The sequence below is a fragment of the Propioniciclava sp. genome (assembly GCF_047602245.1).
Lineage (GTDB): Bacteria > Actinomycetota > Actinomycetes > Propionibacteriales > Propionibacteriaceae > Propioniciclava.
The window spans coordinates 2,722,220-2,745,246 of record NZ_JASGHT010000001.1; the positions used below are offsets into that span (position 1 = coordinate 2,722,220).

The 23,027-nt window shown below is 69.4% G+C and carries 19 protein-coding genes; 6 read left to right on the forward strand and 13 right to left on the reverse strand.

Going from position 1 to position 23,027, the window contains the following annotated elements; translation table 11 throughout:
* Window positions 1-703: 703 nt before the first annotated feature.
* Window positions 704-3,403 carry a DNA polymerase I gene (gene polA / locus QM708_RS12895; RefSeq protein ID WP_415109178.1) on the forward strand — a complete coding sequence of 900 codons (2,700 nt, stop codon included), beginning with the start codon at window positions 704-706 and terminating at the stop codon, window positions 3,401-3,403.
* Between the two features lie 62 nt (window positions 3,404-3,465).
* Here the strand turns inward: polA and QM708_RS12900 are convergent, their stop codons facing one another.
* Window positions 3,466-4,044 (reverse strand): maltokinase N-terminal cap-like domain-containing protein, encoded by a 579-nt coding sequence (locus QM708_RS12900; protein ID WP_415109181.1) that lies wholly within the window; start codon window positions 4,042-4,044, stop codon window positions 3,466-3,468.
* 426 nt (window positions 4,045-4,470) lie between these two features.
* Here QM708_RS12900 and QM708_RS12905 point away from each other — a divergent pair, with 426 nt between their 5' ends.
* The 3 genes from QM708_RS12905 to QM708_RS12915 all read left to right on the forward strand — a co-directional run bounded on the left by QM708_RS12905 (window position 4,471) and on the right by QM708_RS12915 (window position 9,053).
* Complete coding sequence (locus tag QM708_RS12905) at window positions 4,471-5,820, forward strand: dicarboxylate/amino acid:cation symporter (protein ID WP_415109184.1); 1,350 nt, start codon at window positions 4,471-4,473, stop codon at window positions 5,818-5,820.
* 198 nt (window positions 5,821-6,018) lie between these two features.
* On the forward strand, window positions 6,019-7,479 hold the full coding sequence (gene rpsA / locus QM708_RS12910; RefSeq protein WP_415109186.1) for a 30S ribosomal protein S1: 1,461 nt from the start codon (window positions 6,019-6,021) through the stop codon (window positions 7,477-7,479).
* 179 nt (window positions 7,480-7,658) lie between these two features.
* The gene (locus QM708_RS12915) at window positions 7,659-9,053 is read left to right on the forward strand and encodes a threonine/serine ThrE exporter family protein (protein WP_415109189.1); all 1,395 of its coding nucleotides are present in this window, start codon (window positions 7,659-7,661) and stop codon (window positions 9,051-9,053) included.
* 20 nt (window positions 9,054-9,073) lie between these two features.
* Here QM708_RS12915 and QM708_RS12920 read toward each other — a convergent pair whose 3' ends face one another.
* The 5 genes from QM708_RS12920 to QM708_RS12940 are packed head-to-tail and all read right to left on the reverse strand — an operon-like array spanning window position 9,074 to window position 15,200.
* A complete protein-coding gene (locus QM708_RS12920) occupies window positions 9,074-10,927 on the reverse strand; it encodes a biotin/lipoyl-binding protein (RefSeq protein WP_415109192.1) in 1,854 nt (617 codons plus the stop codon).
* A gap of 53 nt (window positions 10,928-10,980) precedes the next feature.
* Entirely contained in the window at window positions 10,981-11,916 is a 936-nt protein-coding gene (locus QM708_RS12925; protein WP_415109195.1) for a DUF5666 domain-containing protein, read from the reverse strand.
* Window positions 11,917-11,959: 43 nt separating this feature from the next.
* Window positions 11,960-13,186, reverse strand: a complete 1,227-nt coding sequence (locus QM708_RS12930) for an ABC transporter permease (protein WP_415109198.1) — start codon at window positions 13,184-13,186, stop codon at window positions 11,960-11,962.
* On the reverse strand, window positions 13,183-13,875 hold the full coding sequence (locus QM708_RS12935) for an ABC transporter ATP-binding protein (RefSeq protein WP_415109201.1): 693 nt from the start codon (window positions 13,873-13,875) through the stop codon (window positions 13,183-13,185). The genes QM708_RS12930 and QM708_RS12935 overlap by 4 nt, the downstream gene beginning before the upstream one ends.
* Complete coding sequence (locus QM708_RS12940; RefSeq protein ID WP_415109204.1) at window positions 13,872-15,200, reverse strand: efflux RND transporter periplasmic adaptor subunit; 1,329 nt, start codon at window positions 15,198-15,200, stop codon at window positions 13,872-13,874. The genes QM708_RS12935 and QM708_RS12940 overlap by 4 nt, the downstream gene beginning before the upstream one ends.
* Window positions 15,201-15,481: 281 nt before the next feature.
* Here QM708_RS12940 and QM708_RS12945 point away from each other — a divergent pair, with 281 nt between their 5' ends.
* A complete protein-coding gene (locus tag QM708_RS12945) occupies window positions 15,482-16,768 on the forward strand; it encodes an IS110 family transposase (protein WP_415107680.1) in 1,287 nt (428 codons plus the stop codon).
* Between the two features lie 278 nt (window positions 16,769-17,046).
* A complete protein-coding gene (gene coaE / locus QM708_RS12950) occupies window positions 17,047-17,751 on the forward strand; it encodes a dephospho-CoA kinase (protein WP_415109207.1) in 705 nt (234 codons plus the stop codon).
* Here the strand turns inward: coaE and QM708_RS12955 are convergent.
* The 7 genes from QM708_RS12955 to QM708_RS12985 are packed head-to-tail and all read right to left on the reverse strand — an operon-like array spanning window position 17,642 to window position 23,018.
* A complete protein-coding gene (locus QM708_RS12955; RefSeq protein ID WP_415109210.1) occupies window positions 17,642-18,268 on the reverse strand; it encodes a hypothetical protein in 627 nt (208 codons plus the stop codon). The genes coaE and QM708_RS12955 overlap by 110 nt on opposite strands.
* Window positions 18,269-18,282: 14 nt before the next feature.
* A complete protein-coding gene (locus QM708_RS12960; RefSeq protein ID WP_415109213.1) occupies window positions 18,283-18,906 on the reverse strand; it encodes a dihydroxyacetone kinase subunit L in 624 nt (207 codons plus the stop codon).
* Between the two features lie 9 nt (window positions 18,907-18,915).
* Window positions 18,916-19,923, reverse strand: a complete 1,008-nt coding sequence (locus QM708_RS12965; RefSeq protein WP_415109216.1) for a dihydroxyacetone kinase subunit DhaK — start codon at window positions 19,921-19,923, stop codon at window positions 18,916-18,918.
* Window positions 19,924-19,952: 29 nt separating this feature from the next.
* Window positions 19,953-20,594 carry a histidine phosphatase family protein gene (locus tag QM708_RS12970; RefSeq protein WP_415109219.1) on the reverse strand — a complete coding sequence of 214 codons (642 nt, stop codon included), beginning with the start codon at window positions 20,592-20,594 and terminating at the stop codon, window positions 19,953-19,955.
* 16 nt (window positions 20,595-20,610) lie between these two features.
* Window positions 20,611-21,279: a class II aldolase/adducin family protein gene (locus tag QM708_RS12975; protein ID WP_415109222.1), complete on the reverse strand. Its 669-nt coding sequence runs from the start codon at window positions 21,277-21,279 to the stop codon at window positions 20,611-20,613.
* A 33-nt stretch (window positions 21,280-21,312) separates the two neighbouring features.
* Window positions 21,313-22,686 carry a PTS galactitol transporter subunit IIC gene (locus QM708_RS12980; RefSeq protein ID WP_415109225.1) on the reverse strand — a complete coding sequence of 458 codons (1,374 nt, stop codon included), beginning with the start codon at window positions 22,684-22,686 and terminating at the stop codon, window positions 21,313-21,315.
* A 32-nt stretch (window positions 22,687-22,718) separates the two neighbouring features.
* Window positions 22,719-23,018 (reverse strand): PTS sugar transporter subunit IIB, encoded by a 300-nt coding sequence (locus QM708_RS12985; RefSeq protein ID WP_415109228.1) that lies wholly within the window; start codon window positions 23,016-23,018, stop codon window positions 22,719-22,721.
* Window positions 23,019-23,027 lie beyond the last annotated feature (9 nt).

Sequence of the window (23,027 nt, forward strand, 5' to 3'; positions counted from 1 at the left end):
ATCGAAAAGAGGCGTGGCCGGAGACGATGCGCGCCCGCGCCACCAGCCTGTCTGGGGAAGTGGTCCGACCACGCCGCCCGGGTTGGTCACGTTCGCCCGGTATGTCGCCCGGTGTAGGCCCTGTCGCCCGGGTAGGAAACCGGGCGACAGCGTCGAAACCGGGCGACAGCGACTACCCCGGGCGGCGTGCGGCACATGCGACACACCGAGTACGCAGAGCCACGTCACCGAGCGTGCGCTCCGTCCCATCGAGGTGGGTCTGCGTGAACGCCGCTACGGGGGACTGGTGTTTGGCGTGGGTGTGCGTGAACACCGTTTGTGCAGTCTGATGCTGCGTTACCTACCCCAGTGGGTACGAATTGCAGCATCAGGCCGCACGAGCAGGTTGTCGACGATGCGATGGTCGGGGTAAAACGTACTGCTCAATCCGGGCATGACCAGAAAAACAACAGTCGGACTGATGTTCCTGACGCCCTGCAGGAATTGAGCAGCACGTTTTGGTCAGCGCGCGGTGTGTGCTCAGGGGTTCCGGCACCCTCACGGTGACGTCATCGGTCAGCCAGCGGTCGAGCTGGCGGGGTTGGCTTCGAGATGGCGGGGTGCCGAGACTGGCGGCGAAGGCGCCCGCGGACAGGGCCGAAGCCGCACAGTGGGTGATCGGGGGCGCGAGTTTCTGTCGGGGACGGCCGGTAGGGTGACCTGGGTGAGCACGACACCTACGCCCGCGGCGTCCGAGACCCCTCGTCTGCTGCTGATCGACGGCCATTCGGTGGCCTATCGCGCGTTCTTCGCGCTGCCGGTCGACAACTTCGCCACGAGCACGGGTCAGCACACGAACGCGGTCTACGGGTTCACCTCGATGCTGATCAATGTGCTGCGCGACGAGCAGCCCACGCATGTCGCGGTGGCGTTCGACGTGAGCCGCCAGACCTTCCGCACCGAGTCGTACCCGGAGTACAAGGCGAACCGGTCCACCTCGCCGGAGGAGTTCAAGGGCCAGGTGGCGCTGGTCAAAGAGGTGCTGGACGCCCTCAACATCGTCCACGTCGAGGCGGACGGCTACGAGGCCGACGACATCATCGCGACGCTGTCGCTGCAGGCGCGCGACGCGGGCTGGCAGACGCTGATCTGCACCGGTGACCGGGATGCTCTGCAGCTGGTCGAGCCGTCGACCACCGTGCTCTACCCACGCAAGGGCGTCAGTGACCTGGCGCGGATGACGCCCGAGACGGTCGAGGAGAAATACCTGGTCGCGCCCGCGCGCTACCCTGAGCTGGCCGCGCTGGTCGGCGAGACCTCCGACAATCTGCCCGGCGTGCCCGGCGTCGGGCCGAAGACGGCGGCGAAATGGCTGGCCGAGTACGAAGGGCTCGACAACCTGCTGGAGCACGCCGCATCGGTGCGCGGCAAGGCGGGGGAGTCGCTGCGCGTGCACATCGAAGAGGTTCGCCGCAATCGCCGCTTGAACGCGCTGGTGCGCACCCTCGACCTGCCGGTCGGCCTGGGCGATCTGGAGCGTCGCGACTGGGACCGCGAGGCCGTGCACACTCTGTTCGACGCGCTCGAGTTCCGGGTGTTGCGCGAACGGCTGCTGGAGGCGCTGCCCGCCGAGGATGCCGAGCCCGAGAGCGGGTTCCGGGTGGCCGGCGAGGTGCTGGCGCCCGGCGCGCTGGGGGAATGGCTGGCTAGCCACGCCCACGGTCTCACCGGCGTCGAGCCGATCGGCTCGTGGAAGGCCGGCCAGGGCGACCTCACCGGGCTCGCGTTCGCCTCGCTGGACGGCACCGCGGCCTACGTCGACACGGCCGAGTTGAGCCCTGGCGACGATGCCGCGCTGGCCGCCTGGTTGGCCGATCCCGAGCGGCGCAAGGCGATGCACGATGCCAAGGGTCCGCTGCACGCGCTCTGGTCGCGCGGCTGGGATCTCGCGGGGCTGGCCTCCGACACGAAACTGGCCGCCTACCTGCTGCGCCCCGACCAGCGCACCTACGACCTGGGCGACCTGGCGGTGCGCCATCTGCGCCGCGAACTGGCCTCCGCGTCGGCGTCCGGGGCGCCGGATGCCCAACTGGCGCTCGACTTCGCCGATCCCGATCTGGGCCAGGACGCCATGGTGCGCGCACTCGCGATCGCCGAACTGGCCGGGGCGCTGGACGCCGAACTGGCCGCCGCCGGTGGTTCGTCGCTGCTGGAGGAGGTCGAACTGCCCCTGCAGCGCACCCTGGCGGTGATGGAACGCACCGGCATCGCGCTGGACGCCGGCGAACTGGATTCGCTGTGGTCGGAGTTCGACGGTGAGGTGCGCCGGGCCGAAACCGACGCCTACGACGCACTCGGCAAGCCGATCAACCTCGGCTCGCCCAAGCAGTTGCAGGTCGCCCTGTTCGACGAGTTGGGCATGCCCAAGACGCGGCGCACCCGCACCGGCTACACCACCGACGCGGACGCCCTCGAAGGGCTCTACGCCAAGACCGAGCACCCGTTCCTGGCGGCGCTGCTGCGCCACCGCGACCAGATCCGGCTGCGCCAGACCGTCGAGGGCCTGCAGAAGTCGATCGCCGACGACGGCCGCGTGCACACCACCTACGGCCAGACCATCGCGGCCACCGGACGCCTCAGCTCCACCGACCCGAACCTGCAGAACATCCCGATCCGCACCGAGGCCGGACGCCGTATCCGCGCCGCGTTCGTGGTCGGCGACGGCTACGAGTCGCTGATGACGGCCGACTACAGCCAGATCGAGATGCGGATCATGGCGCACGCCTCTGAGGACGCCGGCCTGATCGAGGCGTTCACCTCGGGGGAGGACTTCCACACCGTGACCGCCTCGCGCGTCTTCGGCGTCGAGCCTGAGCTGGTCACCGGCGCGATGCGGGCCAAGATCAAGGCGATGAACTACGGCCTGGCCTATGGGTTGTCGGCGTTCGGGCTGTCGGGGCAGCTGAAGATCTCCACCATCGAGGCGAAGGGACTGATGGAGGAGTACTTCGAGCGTTTCGGTCACGTGCGCGACTACCTGACCGGGGTCGTCGACGACGCCCGCCGCACCGGCTTCACCGAGACCATCTTGGGGCGTCGCCGCTACCTTCCCGACCTGACCTCCTCCAACCGGCAGCGCCGCGAGATGGCCGAGCGGATGGCGCTGAACGCGCCCATCCAGGGCAGCGCGGCCGACATCATCAAGGTCGCCATGCTCGACGTCGAGGGGGGGATCGCCCAGGCCGGGCTGGCCTCACGGATGCTGCTGCAGGTGCACGACGAACTCGTGTTCGAGGTGGCCCCCGGCGAGGCGGACGCCTTGGAGGCGCTCGTCCGCGAACGGATGGGTCACGCGGTCGACCTGGCCGTGCCGCTGGAGGTCAGCGTCGGTGTCGGCCGCACCTGGTACGACGCCGCGCACTGATTCCTGGCAGCGAAAAGGGGACGGACGCCCCCGGCGTCCGCCCCCTTTGGTGCTGGGTGTGATCAGCGCAGGACGGCGAGCACGTCCTCGCGCTCGGTGCCGTCGTAGGTCCAGGTGCCGAGCAGCAGGCCGCGGGCGGCATGGGTGTCTTCGTGCTCCTCGTCGAGGATGCGGATCAAGCGGAGGTGGCCGCGGACGTCCACGCCGGGGACGACGCCGGTGCCGGCGACGGCGATGGTGACCGGGAGGGGCTCATCGCTGCCGACGGGAACGATCTCGGCGGCGGTGTCGCCCTCACGGATGATGCGCACCAGTTCGGCGACATACACCGGGTCGGTGGTCGCGTCGTAGCAGTAGCGGGTGCCCAGTGCGCTGTGCTCCAGCGTGCCGATCAGGTCGCCCTCATCGAGGGGCTCGGCGCGCCAGCTGACCGGGACGTGGTACACGGTGGACAGCGAGCGCACGATCATGCAGTCGAGGCCGACCTCGTCGTCCGGATCGGCGAAACGGAAGAACGCGACGCGTTCCAGGTCGGTGGGATCGCCGTCGAACCAGGACTGCTGGGGCAGCCAGCCGGCCAGCAGGTCGAGCTTGCTCGGCGACAGGGTCGCGGTGGGGTCAACTTCGGCGGTGCCGCTCATGTGTTTCTCTCCTCGGTTCGGGCTACTCCACGCTAGCCGCTCCGCTCTCTCGGCGCGCCCGGTATCTCCGTGGGTGGCCATCGGGGGAGAGCGTCCGCGCGATGTGCTACTACGCAGTGTAGGACATGAGTGGCCGTGAGCCTATCCCGAAGCATGATCCCCAGCTATTTTCCCCACACGATACGGGCTAAAATGGCCGGGTTCTCTTACCTGAGGAGGTGCCGCATGCCGGGCTTTTGGCGTCGACTGACCGTCGACCTGTGCCTGCGCGGTACCTGTAGCTGTCGGGGCTGACGCCCCGGTCCATGATCCGTTCCCGTGCCGGATCGCGGACGCCCTCCGCTCCCTGGGCCTGACGCCCTCCGCCGGATCTCCGGCTCGCGCTCGCGCGCTCATCCCCTGGCTTTCATCGTGAAAGGCATCAACATGTCCGCTTCGGCTCCCGCCGCGGCTCCCCGTAAGAAGTCCATCCCGTTCTGGGCCCAAGTGCTCCTCGGTCTCGCCGTCGGCGTCCTGCTCGGCTGGGTCGCCCGCAGCTTCGGCCTCGAATGGCTCACCACCACCCTCAGCACGGTCGGCACGATCTTCGTGCAGCTGCTGCGCGTCATCGTCGTGCCGCTGGTGCTGACCGCGCTCATCGTCTCCATCACCCAGTTGAGGCATGTGGCCAACGCGGCCCGGCTGGCGATCCAGACCCTGATCTGGTTCGCGATCACCGCGCTGGTGTCGGTGCTCATCGGCATCGGCCTCGGCGTCCTGACCAATCCCGGCGCGTCGGCGTCCATCGGCACCGAAGGGGCAAAGGCGGTCGCGACCCAGGGCACCTGGCTCGACTTCCTGAAGTCGCTCGTTCCGGTCAACTTCCTCGGCTTGGAGGTCTCCAGCAAGGCGACCGAGGCCGCCAGCGGCGCGGTGAGCGTCGCCTCCAGCGTCAACTTCAACGTGCTGCAGCTCGTCGTGCTCGGCATCGCGCTGGGCGCCGCCGCGCTCGCGGTCGGCGACAAGGCCAAGCCGTTCATCGCGATCACCGAGTCGGTGCTGGCGGTGTTCCAGAAGCTGGTCTGGTGGATCATCCTGCTCGCACCCTACGGCTCGGCCGCCCTGATCGGCCGCGCGGTGGCCACCTACGGCTGGGATCTGGTCGGCCCGCTCGGCGTGTTCGCCCTCGACGTCTACCTCGGCTGCGCGCTGGTGCTGTTCGGCCTGTACCCGCTGCTGCTGAAGCTGCATGGCCTCTCGGTCGGACGTTGGTTCTCCGGCGCCTGGGAGTCGATCACGCTGGCCTTCGTCACCCGCAGTTCGGTGGGCACGCTGCCGGTGACCCAGCGCAACACGATCAGCCTCGGCGTCCCGCAGAGCTACGCCTCGTTCGCCGTGCCGCTGGGGGCGACCACGAAGATGGACGGCTGCGCGGCGATCTACCCGGCCCTGGCCGCGATCACCGTCGCCCAGCTGTTCGGCATCGACCTCACCCTGCAGCACTACCTGCTGATCGCGTTCGTCGCCGTCGTCGGCTCGGCCGCCACCGCCGGCCTCACCGGCGCGACCGTCATGCTCACGCTGACGCTGTCGACGCTCGGCCTGCCGCTGGAGGGTGTCGGCCTGCTGCTGGCCATCGATCCGATCCTCGACATGGCCCGCACCGCCACCAACGTGGCCGGCCAGTCGCTGGTGCCGACCATCGTCGCCAAGCGCAACGGCATCCTCGACGAGGACGCCTACTACGGCCGCATCCGCGATGAGGGCAACGGCCCGCTGGTCGGCGCGAACGCCTGATCACCGCGAAGGCGCCCCCGGATTCGTTTCCGGGGGCGCCTTTCGGCGTGCGCTGGGCGTGCGGGCTTTGCGGAAAGTAAGGGCCTGGACGTAAGGTGGTGAGTCGGTGTGATCTGTCCACCTCCGGACGTAGTGGGGTGGGCGCGCAGGATCCCACCGGTACCAACCCAAGATATCCAGCAATCGGAGCCCTACTACATGACCTCCACTCCTGAGGCCGCTCAGGTCGCCGTCGATGATTTCTCCTCCGTCGAGGAGTTTGCCCTGGCCGTCGACGCCACTATCAAGTACTTCAACGACGGTGACATCGTTTCCGGCACCGTCGTCAAGGTCGACCGGGACGAGGTCCTGCTCGACATCGGTTACAAGACCGAAGGTGTCATCCCCTCCAAGGAACTCTCCATCAAGCACGATGTCGACCCGTTCGAGGTCGTCAGCGTCGGCGATGAGATCGAGGCCCTCGTTCAGCAGAAGGAGGACAAGGAGGGACGCCTGATCCTGTCCAAGAAGCGGGCTCAGTACGAGCGCGCCTGGGGCACGATCGAGAAGGTCAAGGAGGAGGACGGCGTCGTCACCGGCCGCGTCATCGAGGTCGTCAAGGGCGGCCTGATCGTCGACATCGGCCTGCGCGGCTTCCTGCCTGCCTCGCTGGTGGAGATGCGCCGCGTCCGCGACCTGCAGCCCTACGTGGGCCAGGAGCTCGAGGCGAAGATCATCGAGCTGGACAAGAACCGCAACAACGTCGTCCTGTCGCGCCGCGCGTGGCTGGAGCAGACCCAGTCCGAGGTGCGCCACACGTTCCTCAACCAGCTCTCCAAGGGCCAGATCCGCAAGGGTGTCGTCTCCAGCATCGTCAACTTCGGTGCGTTCGTCGACCTCGGCGGTGTGGACGGCCTCGTGCACGTCTCCGAGCTGTCCTGGAAGCACATCGACCACCCCTCCGAGGTCGTCGAGGTCGGCCAGGAGGTCACCGTCGAGGTGCTGGACGTCGACATGGACCGCGAGCGCGTCTCGCTGTCGCTGAAGGCGACCCAGGAAGATCCCTGGCAGACCTTCGCCCGCACCCACCAGATCGGTCACATCGTGCCCGGCAAGGTCACCAAGCTGGTTCCGTTCGGTGCGTTCGTCCGCGTGGGCGAGGGCATCGAGGGCCTGGTGCACGTCTCCGAGCTGGCCGAGCGCCACGTCGAGATCCCCGAGCAGGTCGTCAGCGTCAACGACGAGGTCATGGTCAAGATCATCGACATCGATCTGGAGCGCCGCCGCATCTCGCTGTCGCTGAAGCAGGCCAACGAGGGTGTCGACGTCGCCGCGGACGACTTCGATCCGTCGCTGTACGGCATGACCGCCTCCTACGACGACCAGGGCAACTACATCTACCCCGAGGGCTTCGATCCGGAGACCCAGGAGTGGAAGCCCGGCTACGAGGAGCAGCAGCGCGCCTGGGAGCAGCAGTACGCCGAGGCTCAGGCCCGTTGGCTGGCTCACAAGAAGCAGGTCGAGGAGGCCGAGGCCGCCGAGTCCCAGGCCGCCGTGGAGGCCGCCACCACGGCGTCCTACTCCGCGGGTGCCGCCGAGGTCGCCGACGAGGGTTCGCTGGCGTCTGATGAGGCCCTGCAGGCCCTGCGCGAGAAGCTCACGGGTCGTTCCGCGGGCTGATCTTCATCGCCTAATCATCAGCGCCTCCGGTCTTGCGGCCGGGGGCGCTGATGCGTTCCGGACGCCTCGCCGCCGGCCGTCCCGGGACGCCGTGCCACACCGTCGCCGCTCGTCCGGCTCGTCTCGCCGGCAGGGTGGTACCGGCCGTGCCCCGTACCGGCGAACTAGCGTGATCGTCTGTGGATGATGCACGCGACCTTCCTGGTGATCCCGGTTCGCACGAGGATGCCGGCGAACCCGACCGCGAACACGACCGCGAGGTGGACGGTGGGCGCGCGAGGGACGGCCAGAGCGTCATCAACGAGCATGAGTCCGAGGATCAGTTGGAGCCCACCCACCTGATCCGGCGCTCGCACGTCGTCCTCCAGGCCGGGACGATGATGCTCGGCGCGGGCACCAGCGCGCTGCGGGTGCGTGAGGTGATGAGCGCGGTCGGGCGCACGGTCGGCATCCAGCAGATCGACGCGCAGGTCACCTTCACCCAGGTCGTGCTCACGGTCGGGCGCCGCGGCATCTTCCGTACTCAGGTGCGCGAGGTGCGCCCGCGCGTGGACGCCGAGCGCATCTCGCTGCTGCACGAGTTCATCCATGCGCTGCCGCAGCGGGCGACGGCGGCCGCGGTCGCCGAGAAGCTCGACGTGATCGAGCGCAAGGGGCCGCGCTACGGCGGCTGGCTGTTGATTCCGCTGGTCGCGCTCGCCTGCGCGTCCGTCGCCGTGTTGTCCAACGGTGGATGGCGTGAGGTGCTCGCGGTGCTGCCGGCGTCCGCCCTCGGCTACACCCTGCAGCGGTTCCTGACCCGCAAACAGTTCAACTTCCTCGCGGTGGTGGTCACCTCGGCGGCGGTCGCCTCCGGGTTGTACGTGGCCTTTGCCCAGGTGCTGGCCGCGGTGGCCGGCGGGCCGAGCGAGCGGTTCGCGGCCGGCTTCGTGTGCGCATCGATCTTCTTGATCCCCGGGTTTCCGCTGGTGACGGCCGGGCTCGACCTCACCCGGCTCGACCTGGATGCCGGGATTCCCCGTCTGGCGTACGCGGCGATGGTGGTGCTGGCGATCGCCATCGGCGTGTGGGTGGTGGCGTCCGTCTCGGGGATCTCGCCCGACCCGGTGGCCCCGCTGGAGGGGCATCCGGCGGTCGTGTGGGCGGCGCTGATCGGCGCGAGCTTCCTCGCCGTGTTCGGCTGGGCCACCATGTTCAACGCCCCGCTCGGCACCGCCGCGGCGTCCGGCATGGTCGCCATCGTCGGCAATGTTCCCCGCCTGCTCATGTTGGAGTACGGGGTGAAGCCGCACGTGGCCACCTTCGTCGCCTGCGTGATCATGGGCCTGGCCTGCGCGGTGGTGGCGGGCTGGTTCAAGATGACGAAGATCATCATGACCGTGCCGACCCTGCTGGTGACCATCCCGGGATCCTCGGCCCTGCGCACCCTGATCTACTTCGACCAAGCCGACATCTTGTCCGCCATCGAGTCGGGTGTCTCGACCGTGCTGGTGGTGGTCGCCATGGTCGCCGGGCTTTCCGGGGCCCGGATGCTCACCGACCCCGAGTGGGTCTTCACCCGCCCGCGCGTCTGAGCCGGTCCCCCTGTCGCTTTCTATCGCGGAGGCCCGCCGAGGCCGCCGCCCGGGACGCCGCCGGAGCCTCCGGTCAGCGAACTTCCGCCGCGGATGCGGATCGATGACGTCCCGGCCGGGATGGACTGTGTGGTATCGGCGAGCACGATCGTCGTGCCCGCGCTGAGGCCCTCGGTCACCTCGGCGTGCGTGGCGCCGCGGACGCCGAGACTCACCTGTGCGGTCGAGGTGCTGTTGCCGGTGCCGAGGACCGTCACCGTTGCCTCGGACGGTCCGGTCAAGGTGAGGGCGGAAACCGGCACGAGGACGGCGTCCTCGGCCGAGCCGACGGTGACGACCGCGCTCGCGGTGGTGCCCTCGGTGAGGCCGTGGCCGGTCTGCTGGACGGCGATCGTGACGGGATAGGTCACCGCGGAGCCCGAGGAACTCGACGGCAGCAGGCCGATCGCGCTGACCACGCCCGCGGACTCGGTCCCGGTGGTCGAGGTGACGATGGCGGACTGACCGGGTTTGACGGTTGCGATCGATCCTTCGGCGAAGTCGATGGTGAACCGCACGGCTTCTCCGGCGGCGACCGTCGCCGTCTGGTTGGCGGTCGCTGTGTCACCCGGTGACCACGGCAGTTCGGTCAGCGTTCCGGTGAGCGGCGCGACCAGGGTGGCGGCGTCGAGCGCGCGCTGGGCGTTGCTGAGGTCGAGTTGGGCGGACTCGACCGCCGCCTCGGCTTGCGCGACGGTCGGCGAGGAGCCGCCCGCGGCCGACCCGGACGAGGAGATTCCGGACGAAGACCGGTCAGGCGCCGATGGGGTGGTGGAACCCGATGCGTGGGTGTTGGACGGCGAGCCGCCGGCCTCCGCCGTCTGATGGTTCACGGCGTCGGTGGCCAGAGACACGAGCGCGTCGATCGCCCGGGTGAGCGCGGCCTTGGCGGTCGTCATCGCCGCCTCGGCCGATCCGGTCCCTTCGAGGGCGCTGATGCATGCGGCCGGTCCCGACGCGGTCACCTTGAGACCGGTCGCCGGTGGTGCCGGGCTCGTGCCGGGTGCCGGCGAGGCGGTGGTGCTGGAGGCGGCACTCGGAGCGGTCGCCGGGGTGGCGGAGGGCGTCGGGGTGGCCGCGGGCGTCACCGTCGGCTCGGCGACCGGGCTCGGCGTCGCCGCGGCGGAGGGGCTCGCCGAGGGCGTGACGGAGGAACTCGGCGTCGGGGTGACCGGGGAGCTCGGCGCGGGGGATGCGGTGGGGTCGACGGCCGAGCACACCGAGGTGGCGTGGGCGAGGGAGGCGAGGAATGAGGTCCAGGTGTCGTCGACCTGCTTCTGCGCGGCGGCCAGATCGCCGGTGACGGCGGTCAGATCGGACGTGGTCGGACCGGATGCAGGCGTCCCGCCAGCGCCGGCCGGTTGGCCGCCGGAGGAGGCCGAGCCGGACTCCGGCGATGCACTCGCCTCGGCGTCCTCGGCCTGGTCGAGCGCGAGTGCCGCCTGGGCGAGCGCGAGGGTCTTCTCGTCCACGGCGTCCTGGAGCGCGGTGGTGTCGATCGTGGCGAGTTCCTGTCCGGCGGTGACCTGGTCGCCGACCTGGGCGAAGACGCCGGTCACCCTCGCCGAGGCCGGGAAGGACACCTGCGCCGACGTCACCGGGTTCACGGTCCCGGTGCCGGTGAGGGTCTGCTCCACACTGCCGGTGGTCGCGACGGTGGTGACGAATCGTTGCGCGGACGCCGCGGCGCCCGCCTGGGCGACGGCGAGCCCGCCGCCTCCGAGCAGTGCGAGCGCGGCCACGCTGGCGATCAGGACGCGCCGGCGCCGGGCCGTGCGCCCAGGCCGGGACGAAGGTGCGGGGCCGCCGGAACGGCCGGGCTTCGTCGTCTTCATCGCGTTCGCCTCGCAATCGGGATCGTGGTCAGGGTGGTCGGTGTGGGGCGGGGTCAGCCCAGGGTGCAGGCGCCGTCGACGGCGTCGCTCACCCGGATCGCGGTCGCGGCGACCGCGCCGGTGTCGTCGGGTTTACCGCTGGCGGAGGCGCATCGGCCCACCGCGAGGGCGGACGCGGTGGCGTCCGCGGTGGTCGTCACCGCGACCGAAGCTGGATAGGTCACGGTCGTCGTCTGAGTCTCCTCCGACCCCGGACGGCTCGCCTTCAGGGTGAGGGTGCCGTCGCCGGTGGACTCGACGATCCCCCTCACCATGCTCCCGCCCGGGAATCCGCTGGGCGCGCCAGAAGGGCGCGTCCCGTCGCCGCGGCCGCCCCCGGGAGCGCCGTCCGGACGGTCGCCGCCCTGGCCCGACGGCGCTCCCGAGGGCATCGCGCCCGGCGCCATGCCCGCCGGTGGTTCACCCGAAGGCATGCCGCCCTGGGGCCTTTGCCCGCCGAACTCGCCCATGCCCGAGCATTGGCCGTCCTCGGCCGGTGTAACGGTGATCGACGTCGCCTCCACGGAGGCGGGCATCCCGGGTGCCGCCGCTCCCGGCGTCCCGGCTCCGCCGTCGCCCGCGCCGCCTTCGGGCGTGCCTGCCGATCCCGACCCGCCGTCGGAGCTGCCCGCAGGCGCCTCGCCGCGGACCATCACGCAGCTGCCCACCACCAGGTCGGCGACCGTCCCGGCCTTCTGCTCGGTGAAGGTCGTGGCGCCGGTGTAGGTCACCGCGGTCTGGCCCGAGGAACCTTGCACCTGCAAGGTCGACCCGCTGAGGTCGGCGATCAGCCCGTAGGTGCCGTTCATCCGGGCCTGCTGCGGGCGCTGCCCCTGAGCGGCCGGGGTGGCCGGTGCGGCCGACGGGGACGCCGCGGGCGCGGCCGAGCACGCCGACAGCAGCAGGACGCCCAGGCATGCGGTGGCCAGAGCGGGGCGGTAGGGAGTCATGATCGTCCTTGTCGTGTGAGGTTCAGGCTGGGTTCAGGGGAGATCACTCGCGTCGCAGCGCGTCGATGGGCGCCAGCCGCGCGGCGCGCCCGGCCGGGTAGACGCCGGCGACGACACCCACCCCGACCGCGACGACGAGCGATCCAGCGATCGCCCACCAGACCAGCGTCACGGGCTGGTCGATGAGCGCGGGCAGGGTGAGCGCGCCGAGCCCGGCGATGCCGAGGCCGAGCACGCCCCCGGCGAGGCCGAGCACGGCGGCTTCGGTGAGGAACTGGTTGCGGATCGCCCGCGGCTTGGCGCCGAGGGCCTTGCGCAGGCCGATCTCGCGGATCCGCTCCGAGACGCTGACCAGCATGATGTTCATCACGCCGATGCCGCCGACCAGTAGCGAGATCGCGGCGATGCCGCCGAGCAGGATGGTGAGAGTCCGGTCGGTCGAGGTGGCTGCTTCGACGATCGATTCCTGGGTGGTCACCGAGAAGTCGGCCGTGCCGTCGGCGGTGATCTGGTGCCGCGCCTTCAGGGTGGCGGTCGCCTGCTGGTAGGCCGCCGACAGGTGGGCGGCGTCCGAGGCCTGCAGGTAGATCGTCGACACCGTGGTGGCAGACGTGCCGAGCGTGGTGGCGGCGGTCGTCCACGGCATCAGGACCAGGTCGTCCTCGCTGGCCGACGACGAGGTGCCGCCCGCGGCGTCCAGCACGCCCACCACGGTGAACGACACGTCGTTGATCACCACGGTCTGGTTGAGCGGTGTGCCGCCGGAGAACAGTTCCTGGGCGGTGGACGCCCCCAGCACGATGCTGCGGGCGCGGCCGGCGATGTCGGCGTCGGTGAGGAAGCGTCCCGCGGCCAGGGTGCGGGCGCGCACCTCCTGCCAGGCGGGGGTGACCGCGTACACCTGCGAGGTCCAGGTGGTGGTGCCGGCCGCCAGCGACGAGCTCGTGCTCGTCACCGGGGCGACGCCCGCGATGCTCGGTGCGACCTCATCGGAGGCCAGTGCTTCGGCGTCCGCCCTGGTCAGCGTGGTCGCGGTGCCGAATCCGCCCCGGACGCCGCCGGTGGTGGCGCTGCCCGGCGACACGATGAGCAGGTTGCTGCCGAGCGCGCTGATCTGGTCGCGGACCTTCTGTTGCGCGCCCAGCCCGAGCCCGACGGTGAGGGTGACCGACGCGATGCCGATGGTGATGCCGAGCACGGTCAGGATCGAGCGCAGCCGGTTGAGCCGGACCGCCTCGAGCGCGACCTGCAGGGTCTGGCGCGCCTTCACCGGACGCCCATCGCGCCGGTCAGGCGTCCGTCGCGCACGTGCAGGACGCGTTCGGCGCGGTCGGCCACCTCGGCCTCGTGCGTGATCAGGATGATCGTCCGCCCGGCGGCGTGCACTTCGTCGATCAGGCCGAGGACGTCGGCGGTGGACGCCGAGTCGAGGTTGCCGGTCGGCTCGTCGGCGAGGATGAGCGCCGGGTTCGAGACGAGGGCTCGGGCGACGGCGACGCGCTGTTGCTGCCCGCCGGACAGTTCGCCGGGACGATGATCGACCCGCTCGGCCAGCCCGACGCGGGCGAGCGCCTCGAGCGCCCGCTGCTTGCGCTCGGCCGCGGGCACCCCGGCGTAGAACAGCGGCAGTTCGACGTTGCGCCACGCTGGCAGCGCCGGCAGCAGGTGGAACTGCTGGAAAACGAACCCGATCCGGGTGTTGCGGATCTCGGCCAGGGCGTCCTCATCGAGATCGGCGACGTCCTCGCCGTCGAGCACATACCGGCCGGTGCTGAGCACGTCGAGGCAGCCGAGAATGTTCATCAGCGTCGACTTGCCCGACCCGGACGGTCCCATGATCGCGACGTATTCGCCGGTGCCGACTGCCATGCTGATCCCGCGCAGGGCCTGCACGGCGAGGGTGCCCTGGGTGTAGGTCTTGGTGACGTCCTCCAGCAGGACGACCGGGCGTCCGCTCATCGGTTCCCCCGTCCCTGGCCGCCGCCGCCCTGGCCGCCGCCGGGCGGCTGCATGCCCTCGGGGAATCCTCCGGCGGGGAAGCCGCCGCCGCCCGGGAAACCGTTCATGCCCTGCCCGGACTGCGCAGCGCCGCTGCCCTGGCCGACCCGGAACCCGGACATGACGATCTGGTCGCCCTCGGCGAGCCCGTCGGTGATCACGGTCTGGCTCCCGACGACGTCACCGGTGGTCACCGCGGTAGCGACCTCCTGGCCGTCGGCCAGCCTGGTGACGGTCGTGGCGGCGTTCGACGACGACAGAGCCTGGGTGGGCACGGCGATCACGTCGGTGAGCTGCTTGGTGACGATCTCGACGCTGACGCTCGACCCCGCCCGCAGCTCGTCGTGCGTGCCGGTGACGTCGAGGGTCACCGGGAAGGTGGACGATCCGGAGGTGGACGAGGACGCGATCACCCCGACCGAGGCGACGGTGCCGTAGACCGTCGTCGCCGACCCGGACGGCGTGATCACCGCCTGCAGCCCCTTCTTCACCGAGGCGACATCGCCGCTGGAGACCGAAGTGGACACGGTGAACGCCCCCTTGCTGATCAGCACCACTGACGCCGACGACCCCGATGACGCATCTTGTCCGGTGCCCATCGCGTTCTGGGAGCCCCCGCCCGAGGCCGCGGCGCCGCCGCCCGACGACCCGGACGACGACCCCGTCGAGTCGCCGACCGCGATGTTGACCTCGGCGACGACCCCGTCGAAGGGTGCGGTCAGCGTGGCGGACGCCAGGTTCGCCTTGGCCTGGGTGAGCGCGTTCTGCGTCACCTGCACGGTGGCGGACGCCGCGTTGACCGACGCCGTGCTGGCCGATGCGTCGGCGCGCAGCGCGGCCAGGGTCTCCCGCGCCGCGGTGAGATCGGCCGATGCCGAGGAGACCGCGATCGTCAGCGCCGCCGGGTCGATGGTGGCGAGTGTCTCGCCCGCAGTGACCTCGTCGCCGGCGGCGACCAGCACCGAGGTGACGGTGCCCGCGGGCAGGGTGAGGTCGGCGCGCCGCTCGGGTTCGAGGGTTCCGGACGCCGTCACGGTCTGCTTCAGCGTGGTCGCGCTGAGGGTGAGGGTCTGCTTGGTCGCGGTGGGTGCGGCCTGCGGGCGTCCGAACACGAACCACACCCCGAGGGCGGTGACGGCGAGCACCGCGACGGCGGCGATGAGGATGCGGCGTCGGCGGCTCGCCGGGATCAGCCCGCGCAGGCGTCCGCGCCGTGGGCGGGGTCGGCTTCGTCTGGTCTCGGCATCGTCCGCCTCAGGGACCGTCCCGCCAGTGCTGTCGCTCACTGGACTACCTTCCTTGTGTCGGCGTTCCCGGATGGAGCGTCGATGCACCCCGGGTGCCGCCAGGTCATCGCCCTGCTCGCTTGACGCTTCGGACGTCCAGCGTGAGATCCGCGAGGTCTGGTGGTTGTCCGGGACGTGTGGACCGTCGATAGGGCTGAGCGCCAAACCCGAGCGTGGGGGCGAGCGCCTGTCAGTGAGCGAACCGGCAGACACGTCCCGGCACCTGCGGCACCCAGAGACGAGGGTGCCTCCCCACTGGGACTAGCAGCGAGGAGGCTGACATGAAGTCTGCCAACACACCGAACACCGAACAACCCGAACACCCGCAAACCACGGCTCTGCCGGACGTTCCGCCCCGTGATGTGACGGCGGGCCTGGACTGGGCTCGTGACGACCACGCCGTGAGCATCGTCGACGGCCGTGGACGTGAGATCGCCCGCACCATCGTGGAACACACGGCCCAGGGACTGCGGGAGCTGACCGGGTTCCTGGCTCGTCATGGCGCCGCCGAGGTCGCGATCGAACGCCCCGATGGGCCGGTCGTCGACACGCTGCTGGCCGCGGGCGTCACCGTCGTGGTGATCTCCCCGAACCAGGTCAAGAACCTCCGTGGCCGATACGGTTCGGCAGGCAACAAGGACGATAGGTTCGACGCCTACGTTCTCGCCGACACGCTTCGCACCGACCGGGCACGGCTGCGGCCGCTGATTCCCGATACCGATCCCACGGTCGCGTTGCGTCACCTCGTTCGGGCCCGCAAAGACCTGGTGAACCAGCGCGTCACCGCCGCGAACCAGCTCCGCGCGCACCTGCGGGGCGCACTGCCCGCCGCGGTCGGCCTGTTCAAGGACATCGACTCGCAGATCAGCCTCACGTTCCTGGAACGATTCGACACCCAAGACAAGGTCGACTGGCTCTCCCCGAAACGCCTCGGCCACTGGCTGGCGGCCCAGGGCTACTCCGGGAAAGTCAGCCCGACCGTGCTGCACCAGCGCATCCTGGACGCGCCCCGAGGAGCCACCGGCGCCCACGGCACCACCCACGCGCCCATCACCGCCGGCTACGTCGCCGTGCTGCGCACCCTCACCGACCAGATCAAAGCTCTCGCCGAGGAGATCGACCGGCAGCTGGACGCCCACGCCGATGCGCACATCTTCACCAGCCTGCCCCGCGCGGGCCGCGTCCGCGCCGCCCGCCTGCTCGCCGAGATCGGTGACTGCCGAGCCAGATTCCCCACCCCCGAGTCGCTGACCTGCCTCGCCGGAGCCGCACCCTCGACCAGACAGTCCGGGCGCTCCCACATCGTCGGCTTCCGATGGTCCTGCGACAAGCAACTCCGCGACGCCGTCACCGACTTCGCCGCCGACACCGTCAAAACCAACCCCTGGGCCGCGCACCTCTACCAGCGAGCCAGAGACCGCGGATGCGACCACCCCCACGCCGTCCGCATCCTCGCCAGAGCATGGCTGCACATCATCTGGCACTGCTGGCAAGACCACGCCCCCTACAACCCCGCCAAACACCGCGCACTCCAGCCCTACCTCACCCCAAAAACCGAGGCGGCTTGACATAGGGCTTCTCACGCCTGCTGCCTTCCGTCGCGTCGGGAACGACCTCAGGCTCGCGGACCCACCTGTGCCGGAGGTGGTCGGTACCTGTGGGCAGACTGTGAGCTCGTTCGGGCACCAGATGACCGAATCGTGCTGCTCAATCACCGGGCGCCGCCTGGAAGCTCAGTCGCACTGATGTTCTGAGCTCGTGCACCGGAATGGGCAGTACGTTTTTCCCACGATGCCCAGGTGCGGCATCGGCGGTCATCACGGTGGGGGCGGTTAGGCTGAAGGCCGTGACGGTGATCGGGCTGACGGGCGGCATCGCGTCCGGCAAGAGCGCGGTGGCGGAACTGCTGCGCGCACGCGGGGCGGTGATCGTGGACGCCGACGTGCTGGCCCGCGAGGTCGTGGAGCCGGGCACCCCCGGCCTGGAGGCGATCCGGGCACGGTTCGGTGAGGCGGTGATCGGCGCCGACGGACGCCTCGACCGCCCGCGGTTGGCGTCGATCGTCTTCGCGGACGCCGACGCGCGCGCCGACCTCAATGCGATCGTCCACCCGCGCGTGCGCGAACTGGCCGCCGCACGCGGGGCCGCCGCGCTGGCGTCCGACCCCGGCGCGGTGGTGGTCGAGGTGATCCCGCTGCTGGTCGAGAGCGGACGCCTCGACCCCTTCGACCTGATCGTGGTGGTGGACGCCCCCGTCGAGCTTCAGCGCAGCCGGCTGATGGCCCGCAACGGCTTCACCGCCGAGGAGGCGGACGCGAGGATCAACGCCCAGGCGACCCGCGCCGACCGCCTCGCGGCCGCCGATGTGGTGATCACCAACGACCGCGACCTCGCCTGGCTGGAGGCGCAGGTGGAGAAGTACTGGCCCCGCCTCACCGGGCTCAGGAGTCCTGGGCGTCCGGTGTGCGGGGTGCGCGCTGGCGGAGGGTGCGGGCGATCAGGCCCGGGTTCTCCTCCAGGTAGCCGCGGCGGGCCTCCTGGGTCTGCTTGACCTTGGCCGAGACCGACTTCTTCAGCGGTTCGGGGCGTAGCTTCGTCTTGGTGGTGAGGAACTGCTCGAATCCGGCCGGCGTCATCGCGCCGCCGTCGACGCCGTCACGGGCCAGGATCGCCACCGCACCGATGCGCAGCCGCAGCACCCAGTGCGCGTCGGTGGAGTAGAGCGCGACGATCTGGCCGTAGTCGTGCCAGCCCCCGGCGGAGGTGGCGTCCCGGAACCCCTGGGTTGAGAACGCGTAGCTGAGGTCGCCGCCCCGGGCGCGGGCCGCGCGCACCCGTGCGGTGACCTGATCGCCGAGGAAGGTCCAGACCAGGATCAGGCCAGCCACGGCCCAGAGCGCGTAGCGCAGCGTGCCGGGGGTGAAGACGAAGCCGGCGGCGACCACGCACGCGGCCATCAGTACCCGCTGGAGCTTGCGGGTCGGCCACAGCACCTCGTTGCGATAGGCAACGTAGGTCTGGGCCATCGCGAGATCGCGCGGGGTGGTGACGGTGTGCGTGGTCGCCATGATGGTGCTCCTTCTCAGGCGTTCAGGTAGTCGGCGATGCCCTCGAAGATGAGGCGTCCGACGACCGATCCTCCGTCGAGGATGCCGACGCTACGTGCCGCGGAATAGGCGGCGCGCCCGTGCACGGCCACCATCTGCTTGGTCGCCTCCGAGCCCTCGGCGGCGGCGTCCGCGGCCAGCTTCGCGGCCTCGGCCGGTGCCAGGCCGACATGGGCGAGGAGCGCCTCGGCACCGGGAACCAGCGCGTCGAGGATGGTCTTCTCACCCGGCTTCGACTCGGCCTTGACCATGATGTTGTGGACGCCCTCCAGCAGGGCTTGGGCGATTTCGGCGAACTCGGCCTCGGTCTTGCCGCGCAGCGCCTTGGCCATCCCCATCAGGGCGAAGCTGATGATGGTGCCCAGCGAGGACGGCGCGGACTGGTTGAACACCTTCGCCGATGCCCGCAGCAGCTGGCCGAGATCGTCCTCGGTGGACGCCTCGAGCGAGGCGGACAGGGCGCGGAAGCCGTCGTCCATCGAGATGCCCAGATCGCCGTCGCCGTTGACCTGGTCGAGCTGAACCAGATAGTCGCGGTTCTGCGTCATCAGCGTGCTGATGCTCGCGACGGCTCCGGCGAGCGTGGTGCGTGAGAACATCGATCCCTCCTACTTGTTCGCGTTGGTGTAGAAGGGCGTGCTGGCCGGGGCCAGCAGCAGCTCCTTCAGCTCGGCGTCCAGCTTGAACACCGTGATGGACGCACCGGCCATCTCCATCGAGGTGGCGAACTCGCCGATGTGCGGCATCACCACGGTGACGCCCTGATCGGACAGGATCGCGTTCACCGCGCGGTAGACGATGAGCTGCTCCTCCAGCGGGGTGGCGCCCAGGCCGTTGATCATCACCGACACCTCGTCGCCGGCCGCCAGCGGCATGTCGGCAGTGATGGTGGTGAGGATCACCTCGGCGATCTCGTCGGCGGTCATCATCGGGCGCACCTCGATGCCGGCCTCGCCGTGGATGCCCATGCCGACCTCGATCTGGCCGTCCTCGATCGAGAAGGTCGGCTTGCCGACGCGCGGAACGATGCACGGCGACATGGCCACGCCCATCGAGCGGGTGTTGTCGAGCGCGCGCTGCGTGATCGCGGTGACCTCGTCGAGGTTCATCCCCTTGTCGGCGGCGGCGCCGGCGATCTTGAAGCCGAAGATCAGGCCCGCGACGCCGCGGCGCTTGTCGGCGTTCTCCTTCGGCGAGCTGGCGACGTCGTCGCGTCCGAGCACCTGCCGGGTCTCGATGTCGTCGAATTCGACCTCTTCGCAGGCCATCGCGAAGTTGAACTTGTCGCCGTTGTAGTTGCCGTACAGGCACAGGACGCCGGCGCCGCGGTCGCAGGCGCGGATCATGTCGGTCATCTTCTCGGCGGCGGGGGAGGCGAACACCTCGCCGACCGCACAGCCGTCCAGCAGGCCCTGGCCGACGTAGCCCAGGAACAGCGGCAGGTGGCCCGAGCCGCCGGCGGTCACGATGCCGACCTTGCCCTCGCGGGCCGGATAGTTCGACACGAGGACGCGGAAGTCGTCGTTGAGGAGTTTCACCTTGTCGCCGTACGCGGCGACGATCCCCTCCATGGTTTCGCGCACGAACTCGTCGGCGCTGTTCATGATCTTCTTCACGTTGTTCTCCATTCGAAAGCTTGTGATGCTCAGTTCTCGTCGACGCCCCAGGCGGCCCGCAGCAGTGCGGGGTACGCCTCGAGGTGTGCGTGGTCATTGAATCGTTCCAGGCTGAACGTGCCCGCGCCGGGTTTCCAGGCCAGCTCGGTGATGCTGCCGTTCTCCAGGCTGGTGCCCACCAGGCGCCAGCGGGCGAGCGGGGCCTGGGTCACGTAGGAGACGAGCGTCCGGATCACCCCGCCGTGGGTGGCGATCGCGACGGGACCCTCGCCCGCCTCGACGATCGCCTTCACCGCCGGGACGACCCGCTGCAGCAGGTCGGCCGCGTTCTCACCGCCGGGATAGCGCAGGTCGAGATCCAGGGCGTCCTGGCGGCGCTTGAAACCGGCGAACCGGACGGCGATCTCGGCGTCGGTGAGGCCCTCCATCTCGCCGAAGCTGATCTCGCGCAGCTCCGGGACGATCTGGTGGGGGACGCCGAGATGCTCGTTCATGATCTCGGCGGTCTGCCGGGCGCGGATGAGATCGCTGGAGATGATCCTGCGGATCCCCCAGTCGCTCATCCGATGCCCGGTCAGGGCTGCCTGCTGCCTGCCCTCCTCGGCCAGGCCGACATCGACGTTGCACCGGGCATCGCTCTGCCGGCCGTGACGGATGAGGAAGACACGCATCAGGACTCTCCTTCGCTCAGCGATTCGGGAACTTGATCTCGGCCGGGTAGGCCCACCGCTGCAGTTCCTCCTGCGGGAACGAATCCGGCTCCGCGCCGGCGTTGGCGGTCAGGGAGTGGTGGTACAACTCCGCCAACTCCTCGATGTAGGCCGCCTTGAGGAACGCCTCGTAGATGTCCCGGGAGTCGACCGCGACCGCGCCGTGCTTCTCCAGCAGGATGCAGTCGGCTTCGGCCGCGGCCTGCGACACGCTGACCGCCAGACCCGGGGTGCCAGGACGGGCGTACGGCGCGACCGGGACGCGGGCCTTGGTGAGTCCGAGGTTGGCGACCTCGTACACGATGGCCGGGATCGGCTTGTTCAGCACGGCGAACGCGGTGGCATAGGGCGAGTGCGTGTGCGCGATCGCCCTGATCTCCGGACGCGACGTGTACAGCGCGATGTGCATCAGCACCTCGCTGGTCGGCCGCAGGCCGGATTCGTTCTCCAGCACGTTCGCGTCCAGGTCCATCACGACGATGTCGCGCGGGCTCATCTCGTCGCGGTCCAGGCCGGTCGGTGTCACCGCGATGAGACCGGTCTCGGGATCGCGCGCGCTGAAGTTGCCGGACTTGTGCTTGCACAGGCCGTCGTGCTGGGCACGCTTGGCGATGACGCAGACGTCCTTCTTCAGAGTTTCCAACATGGTTCGATGACTCTCTTCCGTTGGTGGGGTGGATTACTCGGCGGCGGCGGTGACGAGCGCGGCGGCGTCCTCACGCTGTTCCTTGACCAGGCTGCGCGCGTAGAACACGAAGCAGACGATCCACACGATCATGATCGCCAGCGGCAGCCAGTTGCCTTCGGTGACCTTCATGAAGTGCGAGAAGGCGTAGGTGAAGACCGGTCCGTCGATGCTCGAATTGGAGATCAGCTGGCCGGGGTTGAGGGTGACCGCCTGGGTCGAGTTGGCCAGTTCCGTCATGAACGGGGCGAAGGCCGTGCCGACGTAGAGGAACACCGGGACGAACACCGTGCAGGTGATCAGCATGCGGATGATGTTGCCACGGCACGCGAAGTAGGCCGGAACCGCGATGGCGATGTTGATGATGCCAGCGAACGGAAGGATCCCGTTGCCCGGCAGGATGAATGAGAACAGCAGGGTGACCGGGACGGTCCAGATCACGGCCAGCCAGATCTCGTTCGAGCCGCCCAGGAACGGCCAGTCGAGGCCGACGAACAGCTGACGATCGCCGAAGCGCTTGCGCATGAAGTCGGAGACGGCCGCCGAGATCGGCTCCAGCGCCTGCATGAAGTACTTGGAGATGACCGGGAACAGGGTGAGCGCGGTCGCCGCCTGGATGGCGAGGGTGAGGGTCTGTGCCACGTCGAAGCGGGCCAGCAGGCCGAACACGATGCCGAGGATGAAGCCGAGAATGTGGTTCTCGGCGAAGATGCCGATCCGGTCGCGCAGGTCGGCGGCGTTGAACGACTTGTTCAGGGCCGGGATCTTGCGCAGCAGCCAGTCGACCGGGTACATCGGCGCGGCCAGGAAGACCATCTTGTGGGTGACGGTCACGCCCGGGATGCCGGTCATCTTCTCGATGCGATGCTGGTGGAAGTCGGCGCTCTTCAGCTCGAAGATGGCCTGGATTCCGGCGATCACGAACGCGAAGGCGACGCTGTTGGTGATGTAGTACACCGCGACCGCGGTGAAGATCTTGCCCCAGACGTTCCACAGGTCCGCGTTGAACGTGTTGGTCTGCTTGAGGATGATCAGCAGCACGTTGATGCCGATGACCAGCGGGAACATCAGGAACGCCCACGGCCACGACCAGGAGATCGTCGACATGGTGGTCCAGCCGCCGTCGGTGATCGGCAGGTTCACGCCGATCGTCTCGACCATGCTCTGCGCGGCCGGGGTGATGGCCTCGCTCATGTAGCTGATCAGCATCGTCATGCCCGAGAACGCCACGCCCAGCGTGATGCCGGAAGAAATCGCGTCCTTGACCTTCATCCGGACGATGAGGCCCGCGATGATGATGATGATCGGGACGAAGATCGCCGCACCCAGTGACAGGAGGAAGTCAATAGAATTCTGGAGAATTTCCATGGTTAGTTGTCCGTCCGATGGGAAGTGAGCGACTACCGCTGCTTGGCGTTGAACGCCTTGATGGCGTCCACGAGCTTGGCGAACTCGGCGTCCTGGCCCATGCCGGTGAGGAAAGCGATCCCGTTGATCATCGGGATCTCGCGCTCCTTGCCCTCACGCACGATGGTGATGTAGGCGGCGGCGCCGGAGAGATGGCGGTCAACCGACTTCAGGTCGACGGCCTCGACCTCGGCCTCGATCTTGGCCTCCTTGAGCATGCGGTTGACCTTGCTCGCGACGGTCTGGGACGTAGCGACTCCGCTTCCGCACGCGACGATAACCTTGGCAGCCATTGTTGTTTC

Bases quoted from the DNA above. Each gene is read 5' to 3' on its own strand.
- QM708_RS12900 (WP_415109181.1), bottom strand. From the start codon at position 4,044: ATGAGCGGCACCGCCGAAGTTGACCCCACCGCGACCCTGTCGCCGAGC.
- QM708_RS12905 (WP_415109184.1), top strand. From the start codon at position 4,471: ATGTCCGCTTCGGCTCCCGCCGCGGCTCCCCGTAAGAAGTCCATCCCG.
- rpsA (WP_415109186.1), top strand. From the start codon at position 6,019: ATGACCTCCACTCCTGAGGCCGCTCAGGTCGCCGTCGATGATTTCTCC.
- QM708_RS12920 (WP_415109192.1), bottom strand. From the start codon at position 10,927: ATGAAGACGACGAAGCCCGGCCGTTCCGGCGGCCCCGCACCTTCGTCC.
- QM708_RS12925 (WP_415109195.1), bottom strand. From the start codon at position 11,916: ATGACTCCCTACCGCCCCGCTCTGGCCACCGCATGCCTGGGCGTCCTG.
- QM708_RS12935 (WP_415109201.1), bottom strand. From the start codon at position 13,875: ATGAGCGGACGCCCGGTCGTCCTGCTGGAGGACGTCACCAAGACCTAC.
- QM708_RS12945 (WP_415107680.1), top strand. From the start codon at position 15,482: ATGAAGTCTGCCAACACACCGAACACCGAACAACCCGAACACCCGCAA.
- QM708_RS12955 (WP_415109210.1), bottom strand. From the start codon at position 18,268: ATGGCGACCACGCACACCGTCACCACCCCGCGCGATCTCGCGATGGCC.
- QM708_RS12960 (WP_415109213.1), bottom strand. From the start codon at position 18,906: ATGTTCTCACGCACCACGCTCGCCGGAGCCGTCGCGAGCATCAGCACG.
- QM708_RS12970 (WP_415109219.1), bottom strand. From the start codon at position 20,594: ATGCGTGTCTTCCTCATCCGTCACGGCCGGCAGAGCGATGCCCGGTGC.
- QM708_RS12975 (WP_415109222.1), bottom strand. From the start codon at position 21,279: ATGTTGGAAACTCTGAAGAAGGACGTCTGCGTCATCGCCAAGCGTGCC.
- QM708_RS12980 (WP_415109225.1), bottom strand. From the start codon at position 22,686: ATGGAAATTCTCCAGAATTCTATTGACTTCCTCCTGTCACTGGGTGCG.
- QM708_RS12985 (WP_415109228.1), bottom strand. From the start codon at position 23,018: ATGGCTGCCAAGGTTATCGTCGCGTGCGGAAGCGGAGTCGCTACGTCC.